This window comes from uncultured Streptomyces sp. (assembly GCF_947488945.1).
GTDB lineage: Bacteria > Actinomycetota > Actinomycetes > Streptomycetales > Streptomycetaceae > Streptomyces.
Genome location: NZ_CANLBS010000017.1, coordinates 115,392 through 127,255, shown reverse-complemented (window position 1 = coordinate 127,255; position 11,864 = coordinate 115,392). Strand labels below are relative to the sequence as shown.

Sequence of the window (11,864 nt, the reverse complement as noted above, 5' to 3'; positions counted from 1 at the left end):
GCCCGGTGCGGGCGCAGTCCCGCGCGCACCGGGCAGGCCGTTCGTGGGGGCGTCCGCCGGGGCGGCGGCGCCGTTCAGCGGGCGCAGCGGTGCGGGGCCGGGGCGGCTCACGCCTGCTCCCGCAGTCGCTCGGCGAAGTCCAGCAGGGCTCCGAACTGTTCGGCGAGGCCGGCCGGACCGCCGTCCGGGTCCTTGAAGTAGAAGCCCAGTTCCGGCCGGGGGCCGGTCAGTCCGGCGGCGTCGGCGCGGGCGAGCAGCCGGGCGAGGTCGAGGACGAGCGGGGCGGCGAGGGCGGAGTCGCAGCCCTGCCAGATGGTCTGGAGGACCATGCGGGAGCCGAGGAACCCGTCGAAGGCGATGTGGTCCCAGGCCGTCTTCCAGTCCCCCATGGCCGGGACGTCGTCGATGTGGACCTGGCCCTCGGGGACCATGCCGAGGCTGTCCGCGAGCACGCGTTCCTTGCCGGCGTTCTTGGCCGCGGCGGCGGCCGGGTCGGCGAGCGCCGCCCCGTCGCCGCCACCGAGCAGGTTGGTGCCGGACCAGGCGCGCACCGGCAGCGCGCGCTGCAGGAACATCGGGGCGAGCACGGAGCGCAGCAGCGTCTGCCCGGTCTTGCCGTCCCGGCCCGCATGGGGCAGTGCGGCTTCCGCCACGGCGTCGCGCAGGGCCGGGGCGCGCAGTCCGGTGGAGGGGGTGAAGTTGGCGTAGGGGCAGCCGGCCCTCAGGGCGGCGGCGGCGTAGAGGGAACTGGCGGGCAGCCGGTCGGCGTCCGGGTCGGGCGCCGGTTCGGTGGAGGCCACGTTGACGACGACGGTCCGGGCGAGTCCGTGCCGGGCGGTGAAGGCGGTGAGGTCGGCGGCGAACCCGGTGATGAGTTCCTCGTCGGTGCGGGTGTCGCCGGGGAAGGGGCCGCCGGGGCGTATCTCGGCGTCTGCGGCGGCGAGTTCGGCGTGGACGGCGGAGGGAAGGCCGTGCGGCAGGACGTTGCCGGCGGCGAGCGCCTCGGCCTGCTTGGGCAACGGGCAGTCGGTGACGTCGTGGCCGCCGAACACGAGTGAGGCGAGCGGTGGCAGTCCGGCCCCGGCGAACGGCGGGGTCTCGGTGACGAGTCCCGTGGCCGGATGGAGTCCGGCCGCGACGGCGGCGCAGCCCGCGGTCGCGGTGGTGGCGACGGAGCCGCGTGCTCCGATGAACCAGACTCCGGTGCGTGACGCTTGTGCGGACACGGGCTGCCTCCCTGGCGGGGGCTCCGGCGGGCCGGAGCGGTGGGTGTGCGAGGGGAAGGGTCGGGCGGCCGGGCGCCGTGGCGCCGCCCCGGCCGCCCGCGGTGGGGCGTGCGGGCGGGGCGGCGGACACGGTGGCCGGGAGGGGTGGCGCGGGGCCCGGCGGGCGGGGGCGTCCCGCCCGCCGGGCGGGCTACTGCGGCGGGAGTTCCTTCAGCTGGATGTCGCGGAAGGACGCCTGGTCGTCGGCCCCGTGGTTCTGGAGTCCGATGTAGCCGTCGCTGAGGGAGCGGGCGGGGTCGGTGTTGGTGAAGTCGTTGATCTTCACCCCGTTGAGGAAGACCCGCAGGCGTTCGCCCTGGACGCGGATCTCGTAGTTGTTCCACTGGCCGGGCGGCCGCAGGACGCGGTCGCGGGCCTTGAGGTCGGCCGACTTGAAGGTGTAGACGGCGCCGGTGGTGCGGTCGGGGGCGTCGGTGGCGTCGATCTGGACCTCGTAGCCGTTGTTCACCGCGGACCAGGGGTCGTCCGACTCGGGGAAGCCGACGAAGACGCCGGAGTTGTCGTCGCCTTCGAGTTTCCAGTCGAGCTTCAGCGAGTAGGAGTGCAGTTCCTTGGCCTGGTAGGTGAGCAGGCCCATGCCGCCCTTGGAGCGGAGTTCGCCGTCGACGACGTCGAAGGTGCCGGGCCCGGCCTGCTTCCAGCCTTCGAGGGTGGTGCCGTTGAAGAGCGGCCGGTAGCCGGTGTCGGGCTCGCAGTCGGCCTTGACCTGTCCGGTGGCGTAGCGCAGACCCCCGAGGACGTGGCCGCGGAAGGCGGGCTCGGCGTAGGACTCCTTGGTGTGGCCGAGGCCGGTGTAGAAGGAGCGGCCGCCGCCGTAGTTCTTGCACCAGGAGATCGGGTGGTCGCCCTTCATCGTGCCGCCGGTGTAGGTGGTCTCGTCGAGGGTGGCGAGCACCTTGGCCTCACCGCGCGGGTTGGAGCGGTAGTTGTACCACTCGTCGGTGCGCTCCCAGGCGTCGTCCAGGTGGGCGGTGGCCGGGTGGTCGTGGTCCTCGACGCGCACGGTCGCGGGCTGGATCTGCGGGTGGGAGTCGAAGTGGGCGCCGACGAGGCCGCCGTAGAACTCCCAGTCGTATTCGGTGTCGGCCGCGGCGTGGATGCCGAGGTAGCCGCCGCCGCTGCCGACGTAGTTCTCGAAGGCCTTCTGCTGGTCGGCGTCGAGGACGTCGCCGGTGGTGGAGAGGAAGGCGACGGCGTCGTAGCGGGCGAGGTTGGCGGTGGTGAACTGGGCGGCGGTCTCGGTGGCGTCGACGGTGATGCCGGCCTCGGCGCCGAGTTCCTTCAGGGCGGCGATGCCCTCGGGGATGGAGTCGTGGCGGAAGCCCGCGGTCTTGGAGAAGACGAGGACGCGCTTGGCGTTCTTGTCGGGCGCGGAGCTGGAGATCTCGAAGTCGTCGACGTCGTAGAGCGCGCCGCTCGCGCCCTTGAAGACGAGGACGAGGTCGCTCTGCTTCTTCGGGGCGCCGCGCAGGGGTACGTCGACGTCCTGGAAGGTGTCCCAGCTGCCGGTCACCGGGACGGCGGCGGAGCCGAGGAGCTTGCCGCGGGCCGATCCGGCGCGTACTTCGAGGAAGCCGCCGGCTCCGGCCGAGGAGACGCGGGCGGTGAGCCGGGTGGTCTTGTCGAGGACGTACGGGGAGAAGGAGATCCAGTCGCCGTCGTGGATGTCGCCGACGGTCTTGCCGCCGTGGGCGCTCGCCTTGTCCATGATGTTCACGCCGGAGGAGGCGCCGAAGTGCTCGGCCTGCCGGTGGCGGGGCTGGAGCTGGGCCTGGTCGCGGCCGGTCAGCGTGGCCTGGCCACCGCCGCCGCCGTCGGTGTACGAGGCGGAGACGCCGCCGTAGATGTTGGCGTTGGGGTCGTGGCCGCCCTCCATGGCGGTCTTGACGGTGCCTTCGCAGCCGTGTGCGGTGGTGATGTCGTGGCCGTGGCTGTCGTGGCCGAGGGTGAACTTGACCTCGACCTTCGAGCAGTCGATCGTGCCGTCCTCGGGGTCGGTGACGGTGACCTTGAAGGGCACCGCGTCGCCGAACTCGAAGAGCTGTCCGTCGACGGGGGTCTCCAGGACGACGGTGGGCGCGGTGTTGCCGACGGTCACGTGCACGCTGGCCGATCCGGTGCGTCCGTCCGGGTCGGTCGCGGTGACGGTGGCGGTGTAGGTGCCGTTCTTCTTGTACGTGTACGTGGGGTCGGCGGCGGTCGAGGTGCCGCCGTCGCCGAAGTCCCAGGAGTAGGTGAGGGCGTCGCCGTCACCGTCGGCGGTGCCGGCCGAGGAGAACTTCACCTTGAGCGGGGCGGTGCCGGAGGTCTTGTTCGCGGACGCCTCGGCGATGGGTGAGCGGCCGTCGGTGGCGTTCTCGATGCGGTAGAGCGCGGAGTGCTCGTCGCCGCCGAACCAGGAGAGGCCGTAGTCGAGGACGTAGAGGGCGCCGTCCGGGCCGAAGGCCATGTCCATGATCTGGGTGCCGCTCCACGGGACGTCCTCGATCGCGGTGACCGCGCCGTCGGCGTCCTGGGAGACGCGCTTGATCCACTGGCGGCCGAACTCCCCGGCGAAGAAGTCGCCGTCCCACTCCTCGGGGAACTTCACGGGTGAGTCGAGGCCGGCGTCGTAGTGGTAGACGGGTCCGCCCATCGGGGACTCGGAGCCGGTGCCGAACTCGGGGACGGACGCGCCGTCGTACGGGATCCACGCGGCCCGGGCGGGCGGCAGGTCGACCAGCCCGGTGTTGTGCGGGGACTCGTTCTTCGGGGCCGCGCAGTCGAACGGCTCGCCGGAGGTGGCGGTGGCGAAGTCGTAGGCGACATAGGGGTCGTTGTCCCCGGTGCAGAACGGCCAGCCGAAGTTGCCGGCCTGGGTCACCCGGGCGAACTCGACCTGTCCGGCGGGTCCGCGGGCGGGGTCCGCGGCTCCGGCGTCGGGGCCGTAGTCACCGACGTAGACGATGCCGGTGGCCTTGTCGACGCTGAACCGGAACGGGTTGCGGAAGCCCATCGCGTAGATCTCGGGACGGGTCTTGTCGGTGCCGGGGGCGAAGAGGTTGCCGTCCGGGACGGTGTACGAACCGTCGTCGGCGACCTTGATGCGCAGGATCTTGCCGCGCAGGTCGTTGGTGTTGCCGGAGGTGCGGCGGGCGTCGAAGGCGGGGTTGCGGTCGGCGCGGCCGTCGATCGGGGTGAATCCGTCGGAGGCGAAGGGGTTGGAGTCGTCGCCGGTCGACAGGTAGAGGTTGCCGTCGGCGTCGAAGTCGATGTCGCCGCCGACGTGGCAGCAGATGCCGCGCGAGGTGGCGACGTCCAGGACCTTCTTCTCGCTGGCGAGGTCCAGCGTGCCGTCCTCGGCGAGGGTGAAGCGGGAGAGCCGGTTCACCCCGTCGAAGGGGGCGAAGTCGGCGGCGGTGCCGGTCTCCGGGGCGTCGCCGGCGGGGGTGTCCAGCGGGGGCGCGTAGAAGAGGTAGATCGCCCGGTTCTCCGCGAAGTCCGGGTCGACGCCGACGCCCTGGAGCCCTTCCTCGTCGTGGGTGTAGACGGGGAGGGTGCCGGAGACGCGGGTGTTGCCGGCGCTGTCGGTGATGCGCAGTTCCCCGCTGCGGGAGGTGTGCAGCACGCTGCGGTCCGGGAGGACGGCGAGCGACATGGGTTCGCCGGTCTCGGCGGCGCCCTTGGCGAGGGTGACCTGCTGGACCTCGCCCGCGGCGGCCTCGGCCGGCGGGTGGTCGGGGTGCGCGGCGGCGGTGGGCGCGGAGCCGAGGGTGAGCGTCGCCGCGGCGAGCAGTCCGCCGGTGAGGAGAGCGAGCGCTTTGCGGGGTCGCAGCCGTTTTCCTTCTCTGTGCACGAGTGTCCTCCGGGAGGGGCCGGTTGTGCGGGCGGGTGGTGCCGTGCCGCGCGGGGACTGCCGCGCCGTGGAGAGGTGCCGGCGTGGGGGTGCCGACACATTTATGTCGTGTACATGTCGGCACCCGTCACCTGTCGGACGGTAGCCGCGTTCGTCCGGGACGGAAAGGCCTTGCGCACGGATGCGTACGCCTTTCGCCGGCGCCAGGACAAAGCCGTGCGGGACGGCGCGGGGCAGGGCGGAGCGGCCGGGGGGCGTCCGTCGCGGAGCCCCCCGGCGCCGCAGGGCCGGGTGGGTCAGTCGCCGCCGCCGAACGCCGCGTCGAACGAGGCGGCGGGCGGGTCGAAGTCGAACTTCCGCAACGAGGCCAGTGCCTCCGGCGCGCCGTGCAGCCGGTCCATGCCCGCGTCCTCCCACTCGACGGACACGGGCCCGTCGTAGCCGATGGAACGGAGCATCCGGAACACGTCCTCCCAGGGCACGTCGCCGTGGCCGGCCGAGACGAAGTCCCAGCCGCGCCGCGGGTCGCCCCAGGGCAGGTGCGAGCCGAGCCGGCCGTTGCGGCCGTCGAGGCGCTTGCGGGCCTCCTTGCAGTCGACGTGGTAGATCCGGTCGCGGAAGTCGTAGAGGAAGCCGACCGGGTCGAGGTCCTGCCAGACGAAGTGGCTGGGGTCGAAGTTCAGCCCGAAGGCGGGCCGGTGGTCCACCGCTTCGAGGGCCCGGTGGGTGGTCCAGTAGTCGTACGCGATCTCGCTGGGGTGGACCTCGTGTGCGAACCGCACCCCCTCGGCGTCGAAGACGTCCAGGATCGGGTTCCAGCGGTCGGCGAAGTCCTGGTACCCCCGCTCGATCATGTGCGGCGGGACCGGCGGGAACATCGCCACCAGGTGCCAGATCGACGAGCCGGTGAAGCCGATCACCGTACGGACGCCGAACGCGGCGGCGGCCCGCGCGGTGTCCTTGATCTCCTCGGCGGCCCGTCGGCGCACCCCTTCCGGCTCCCCGTCGCCCCAGATGCGGGCGGGCAGGATGCCCTGGTGGCGCTCGTCGATCGGGTCGTCGCAGACGGCCTGTCCGACCAGGTGGTTGGAGATGGCGTGGCACCGCAGACCGTACTTCTCCAGCAGCGCGTGCCGGCCGGCCAGGTAGCCGGGATCGGCGAGCGCCTTGTCGACCTCGAAGTGGTCTCCCCAGCAGGCGAGTTCGAGCCCGTCGTAACCGAAGTCGCGGGCCAGGCGGCAGACCTCCTCCAGCGGCAGGTCGGCCCACTGGCCGGTGAACAGGGTGAAGGGGCGGGGCATGGGCGGACCTCCTACGACAGGACGGGGGTGTGGACCGAGTTCTTCGCCGCGCTCTCCTCCACGGCCGCGAGCACCCGCTGCACCTGGAGGCCGTCGGCGAAGGACGGCGAGGGGCGGGCGCCCCCGACGACCGTGTGCACCACGTCGCGGGCCTGGTGGACGAAGGTGTGCTCGTATCCGAGGCCGTGGCCCGGCGGCCACCACGCCTCCAGGTAGGGGTGCTCCGGCTCGGTGACCAGGATCCGCCGGAAGCCCGAGGTGGTGGCGGGCTCGGTGTGGTCGTGGAACTGGAGCTCGTTGAGCCGCTCCAGGTCGAAGGCGAGCGAACCCAGCTCCCCGTTGATCTCCAGCCGCAGCGCGTTCTTGCGGCCTGCCGCCATCCGGGTCGTCTCGAAGGATGCCAGTGCTCCGGAGGCGAGCCGCCCGGTGAACAGGGCCGCGTCGTCCACGGTGACCGCGCCTCGCCCGGTCGCGTCCGCGGCGCCGCCGAGTCCGCTCACCGGCCCGGCGAGCAGCGGGCGTTCGCGCACGAACGTCTCGGTCACCGCGGAGACCCCCACCAGCGGCTCCCCCGCCAGATACTGGGCGAGGTCCACGAGGTGCGCGCCGAGGTCGCCGAGCGCCCCGGAGCCGGCCCGGTCGCGGTCCAGCCGCCAGGTCAGCGGGGACGCCGGGTCGACCAGCCAGTCCTGGAGGTAGGCGGCCCGCACGTGGCGCAGCGCGCCCAGCCGGTCGGCGGCGATCAGCGAGCGGGCGTACGCGATGGCGGGCAGCTTGCGGTAGTTGAAGCCGACGAGCGCCACCTGCCCGCGTGCGGCGGCGCGTTCGGCCGCCTCGGCCATCGCCTCGGCCTCGGCGACGGTGTTGGCGAGCGGTTTCTCGCACAGCACGTGCTTGCCCGCCTCCAGCGCGGCGATCGCGATCTCCGCGTGGCTGTCGCCGGGGGTGCAGATGTCGACCAGGTCGACGTCGTCGCGGGCGATCAGCGCCCGCCAGTCGGTCTCCGCGGCGGCCCAGCCGTGCCGGGCGGCGGCGGCGTCGACCGCCGCCCGGTCGCGTCCGCAGATCGCGGCGAGAGCCGGCCGGGCCGGCAGGTCGAAGACGTGTCCGGCGGTGCGCCACCCCTGGGAGTGGGCGGCGCCCATGAACGCGTATCCGACCATGCCGATCCCGAGCGTCGCCGGTGGGCTGCCCGGTGGCGCCGCGGTGTCCTGCTCCGTCTCTTCACTGAGGGCCATGCGGACTTCCTCCTCGTCGGTTCGTACGGTGCGGCGGTGCCGGCCCCGCGGGACGGCCCGCGGGGCGGGCCCGGTCAGCTGAAGCCGGTCGGCAGGTACTGGTCGACGTTGTCCTTCGTGACGACGGCGGAGTACAGGGTGAGCGAGGTCGGGATCTCCATCTCGGCGAGCCCTCCGACGCCCTTGTTCTGGCCGAGCGCGCGGGCCAGGTCGATGGCGGAGGCGGCCATGGTCGGCGGGTAGAGGACGGTCGCCTTGAGCACGCTGTCGCCCGCCTTGATGGCGTCCATCGCGGACTTCGCGCCGGCGCCGCCGACCATGATGAACTCGTCACGGCCGGCTTGCTGGATGGCGCGCAGCGCGCCCACGCCCTGGTCGTCGTCGTGGTTCCACAGCGCGTCGAACTGCTTCTGCGCCTGGAGCAGTTGGGCCATCTTCGCCTGGCCGGACTCGACCGTGAAGTCGGCGGCCTGGCGGGCCACCAGCTTGATGTTGGGGTAGTTCTTCAAAGCGTCGGCGAAGCCCTGGCTGCGCTGCTTGGTGAGTTCGAGGTTGTCGATGCCGGCCAGTTCCACGACCTTGGCGGACGCCTTGTCCTTGAGCTGCTCGCCGATGTAGTGCCCGGCGTTGAGGCCCATGCCGTAGTTGTCGCCGCCGACCCAGCAGCGGTAGGCCTGCGGGGAGGCGAAGACGCGGTCCAGGTTGATGACGGGGATGCCCGCCTTCATGGCCTCCAGTCCGACCTGGGTGAGCGCCTTGCCGTCGGCGGGCAGCACCACCAGGACGTCGACCTTCTTGTTGATGAGGGTCTTGACCTGGCCGATCTGCGCGGCGGTGTCGTTGGAGCCCTCGGTGACCTCCATGGTCACCTCGGAGTACTTCTTCGCCCGCTCGGCGGCCTGCACGTTGATGGCGTTCAGCCACCCGTGGTCGGCCTGCGGCCCGGCGAAGCCGATCGTGACGGGGGTGCCGGGCTTGTCGTCGCTCGCCGCGGGCTGCTCGCTCCGCGCGGTGTTCTCGCTCTTGGGCTCGTTGCTGGTGCAGGCGGTGAGGAACGCTCCGGCCGAGACGGCTGCGGTGCCGAACAGCAGGTTTCTGCGACTGGTCTCTGGCATGACGGTCGAACCCTTCTTCCGGGTGGGGCGTACGGGACGGCGGCTCACGAGGGACGTGCGTGCGGGGAGGTGCCGGGCTCCGCGGCTCAGGTCTCGCCGTTGCGGAGGGTGCGGCGCTGGACCAGCACGGCGGCGACGATGATCGCGCCCTTGGCGATCTGCTGGACGTCGCTCTGCAGGTTGTTCAGCGCGAAGATGTTGGTGATGATGGTGAAGACGAGGACACCGAGGACGGAGCCGATGATCGTGCCGCGCCCGCCGCTGAGGAGCGTGCCGCCGATGATCGCGGCGGCGATGGCGTCGAGCTCGTAGAGGTTGCCGTTGGTGTTCTGCCCCGAGCCGGACAGGACGACCAGCATGAAGGCGGCGATGCCGCAGCAGGCCCCGGAGAGCAGGTACAGGTACAGCCGCTGCCTGCGGACGTCGATGCCGGCCAGTCGCGCCGCCTCCGCGTTGCCTCCGACGGCGACCGTGCGGCGGCCGAAGGTGGTGCGGTTGAAGACGAGCCAGCCCACCACCGTGACCACGGCGAACATGATGACCAGCGGCGGGACGCCCAGGACGTAGGAGTCGGGCAGCCCGAGGTCGAGCACGGAGTCCACGGTCACGATCTGGGTCTTGCCGTCGGTGAGCTGGAGGGCCAGGCCGCGCGCCGACACCATCATGGCGAGGGTCGCGATGAACGGCACCATGCCGCCGTAGGCGATCAGCACCCCGTTGACGAGGCCGGCGCCCAGTCCGACGACGACGGCGGTGAAGAGCATGCCCCACAGGCCGTACTCCTGGGTGGCGAGGGTGGTCGCCCACACGGACGCCAGGGCCACCATCGCGCCGACCGACAGGTCGATGCCGCCGCTGGTGATGACGAAGGTGGCGCCGACGGTCACCACGCCGATCACCGACGCCTGGGTCAGGATCAGTTGGAGGTTGCCGGTGTCCAGGAAGGCGTCGGGTTCGGTGATCCCGCCCACCAGGACGAGGGCGGCGAGGACGCCGAGCAGCGACAGGGTGCGCACGTCGAGGCGGAGTGCGGCGCGGCGGCCGTCGCCGTTCTTCCGGGGCCGGGCGGGGACCGGTCCGGGCGCGGTCGCCGGGTCCGGCCCGTCGTGCTGCGCCGGCGAGAGGGGCTGGGTCATGACGTCGGGCTCCCTTCCATCACGAGGTCGAGTACGCGGTGTTCGTCGAGGTCCGCCGCGTCGGCGCGGTGCACGACGCGGCCCTCGCGCAGCACCAGCACGCGGTCGGCGAGCCCCAGCACCTCGGGCACCTCGCTGGAGACGAGGAGGACGGCGAGGCCGTCGTCGGCGAGCCGCCGGATCACGGCGTAGAGCTCGGCGCGGGCGCCCACGTCGACGCCGCGGGTCGGCTCGTCGAGCAGCAGGACCCGGCAGCCGCGCAGCAGCCAGCGGGCGAGGACGGCCTTCTGCTGGTTGCCGCCGGACAGCGTGCGGACCGCGGTGTCCGGGTCGTCGGGGCGCATCGACAGCTCGCGGGTGGCGGCGCGGGCCGCGGCGCGTTCGCCGGAGCGGTCCAGCCAGCCGGCCCGGGAGAAGCGGGAGAGGCTGGAGACGGAGACGTTGCGGGTCACCGACTCCGTCATCAGCAGCGCCTGCGCCTTGCGTTCCTCGGGCGCGAGGCCGATGCCGGCGGCGACCGCCGCGCGCACGCTGCCGGTGCGCAGTTCCCGGCCGCCGACGGCCACGGTGCCGGTGCCGGGCGTCCGCGCGCCGTAGATCGTCTCCAGGATCTCGGAGCGGCCGGAGCCGACGAGACCGGCGAGGCCGACGATCTCGCCGGGCCGCAGTTCCAGGTCGAGCGGGTCGAACTCGCCCGGCCGGGAGAGCCCCCGGACGGTCAGGACGGGCGCGTCCCGCCGTACGGACGGGGTGTCCGGCCGGGGCGGGAAGACGTACTCGACGTTGCGGCCGGTCATCATCGCCACCACGTCCTTGGTCGGGGTCGACTTGGCGGGCAGCCCGACGGCGACGGCCCGGCCGTCCTTGAGCACCGTGACCCGGTCGCCGATCCGGCGGATCTCCTCCAGGCGGTGCGAGATGTAGACGACGGCGACGCCGTCCGCGGTGAGCGCGGCCACCACCCGGAAGAGGTTGTCGACCTCGTCGGGGTCGAGCGCGGCCGACGGCTCGTCCATCACGATCAGCCGTGCGTCGTGCGAGAGGGCGCGGGCCATCGAGACGATCTGCTGCTGGGCGGCGGAGAGTTCGCCGACCTCGCGGGCCGGGTCGATCTCCGGGTGGCCGAGCCGGCGCAGCAGTGCGGCGGCGGCCGAGCGGCCGGCGCCGGGGCGGACGACGAACCGGGCGGTGGTGTGCTCGCGGCCGAGGAAGACGTTCTCGGCGACGGACAGCCCGGCCACCAGGTCGAGTTCCTGGTAGATGGTGGCGATGCCCAGGCGCATGGCGGCGATGGGCGATTTCAGCGCCACGGGTTCGCCGCGCCAGGTGATCTGCCCGCCGTCGGGCTGGTGGGCTCCGGCGAGCACCTTGATGAGGGTGGACTTGCCCGCGCCGTTCTGGCCGAGCAGGCAGTGCACCTCGCCGGCCCGGACCTCCAGGTCCACGCCGTCCAGGGCGCGTACGCCGGGGAAGGACTTGGTGATGCCGGACATGGTGAGCAGCGGTGGTTCGGGTTCCACGACGGATCCCCTCGACGGGTGCGGCCGGTGGGCGGATGCGCGGGGCGGCGGTGCCGTTCCCCGGTGCGGGGCGGCCGGAGCCGCCGCCGCGCGGTGTGTCGACGCAGGGCGGTGCGGGGTGGGGCGGGGGCGGTACGGATCACGGGAACGGGCCCGGTGCGTACGGGCCTTGCGGGTGCGGGCGGCTCGGGTGCTGGCGGCTCGGGTGCGGCGGGTGCGGCGACGGGCCGGCCGCCGGTGGTGCGGACGCGCTGTGCGGTGGACGACGGTGCGGTGGACGACGGTCTACGTGTCTCGCGGTGGTACGTGTCTCGCGGGCGGTGCGGGCCGGACGGGTGGGGCGGGTGACGCTGGTGGGACGGTGGAACTAGTGGTGCAGGTGGCACGCGTGGCGCTGGTCGTACGGGTGGTGCGGGTGTGACGTGTGCGGCGG

At 72.8% G+C, this 11,864-nt stretch carries 7 protein-coding genes; all 7 read right to left on the bottom strand.

Annotated features, from left to right (window positions below; genetic code table 11):
* Positions 1–107: 107 nt before the first annotated feature.
* The 7 genes from Q0994_RS24500 to Q0994_RS24470 all read right to left on the bottom strand — a co-directional run bounded on the left by Q0994_RS24500 (position 108) and on the right by Q0994_RS24470 (position 11,431).
* On the bottom strand, positions 108–1,226 hold the full coding sequence (locus tag Q0994_RS24500) for an inositol-3-phosphate synthase (RefSeq protein ID WP_299538360.1): 1,119 nt from the start codon (positions 1,224–1,226) through the stop codon (positions 108–110).
* A 190-nt stretch (positions 1,227–1,416) separates the two neighbouring features.
* Positions 1,417–5,121, bottom strand: a complete 3,705-nt coding sequence (locus Q0994_RS24495) for a ThuA domain-containing protein (RefSeq protein WP_299538358.1) — start codon at positions 5,119–5,121, stop codon at positions 1,417–1,419.
* Between the two features lie 296 nt (positions 5,122–5,417).
* The gene (locus tag Q0994_RS24490) at positions 5,418–6,422 is read right to left on the bottom strand and encodes a sugar phosphate isomerase/epimerase (RefSeq protein WP_299538356.1); all 1,005 of its coding nucleotides are present in this window, start codon (positions 6,420–6,422) and stop codon (positions 5,418–5,420) included.
* An 11-nt stretch (positions 6,423–6,433) separates the two neighbouring features.
* Positions 6,434–7,660, bottom strand: coding sequence for a Gfo/Idh/MocA family protein (locus Q0994_RS24485; RefSeq protein WP_299538354.1), 1,227 nt, complete (start codon positions 7,658–7,660; stop codon positions 6,434–6,436).
* A 74-nt stretch (positions 7,661–7,734) separates the two neighbouring features.
* Positions 7,735–8,775, bottom strand: a complete 1,041-nt coding sequence (locus Q0994_RS24480; protein WP_299538352.1) for a substrate-binding domain-containing protein — start codon at positions 8,773–8,775, stop codon at positions 7,735–7,737.
* Between the two features lie 86 nt (positions 8,776–8,861).
* Positions 8,862–9,911: an ABC transporter permease gene (locus Q0994_RS24475; RefSeq protein ID WP_299538350.1), complete on the bottom strand. Its 1,050-nt coding sequence runs from the start codon at positions 9,909–9,911 to the stop codon at positions 8,862–8,864.
* The gene (locus tag Q0994_RS24470; protein ID WP_299538348.1) at positions 9,908–11,431 is read right to left on the bottom strand and encodes a sugar ABC transporter ATP-binding protein; all 1,524 of its coding nucleotides are present in this window, start codon (positions 11,429–11,431) and stop codon (positions 9,908–9,910) included. Before Q0994_RS24470 ends, Q0994_RS24475 begins: the two co-directional genes overlap by 4 nt.
* Positions 11,432–11,864 lie beyond the last annotated feature (433 nt).

What these genes read in the sequence shown, in the direction of transcription:
- Q0994_RS24485 (WP_299538354.1), bottom strand. Translation starts at nt 7,660, where the DNA reads ATGGCCCTCAGTGAAGAGACGGAGCAGGACACCGCGGCGCCACCGGGC.
- Q0994_RS24475 (WP_299538350.1), bottom strand. Translation starts at nt 9,911, where the DNA reads ATGACCCAGCCCCTCTCGCCGGCGCAGCACGACGGGCCGGACCCGGCG.
- Q0994_RS24480 (WP_299538352.1), bottom strand. Translation starts at nt 8,775, where the DNA reads ATGCCAGAGACCAGTCGCAGAAACCTGCTGTTCGGCACCGCAGCCGTC.
- Q0994_RS24490 (WP_299538356.1), bottom strand. Translation starts at nt 6,422, where the DNA reads ATGCCCCGCCCCTTCACCCTGTTCACCGGCCAGTGGGCCGACCTGCCG.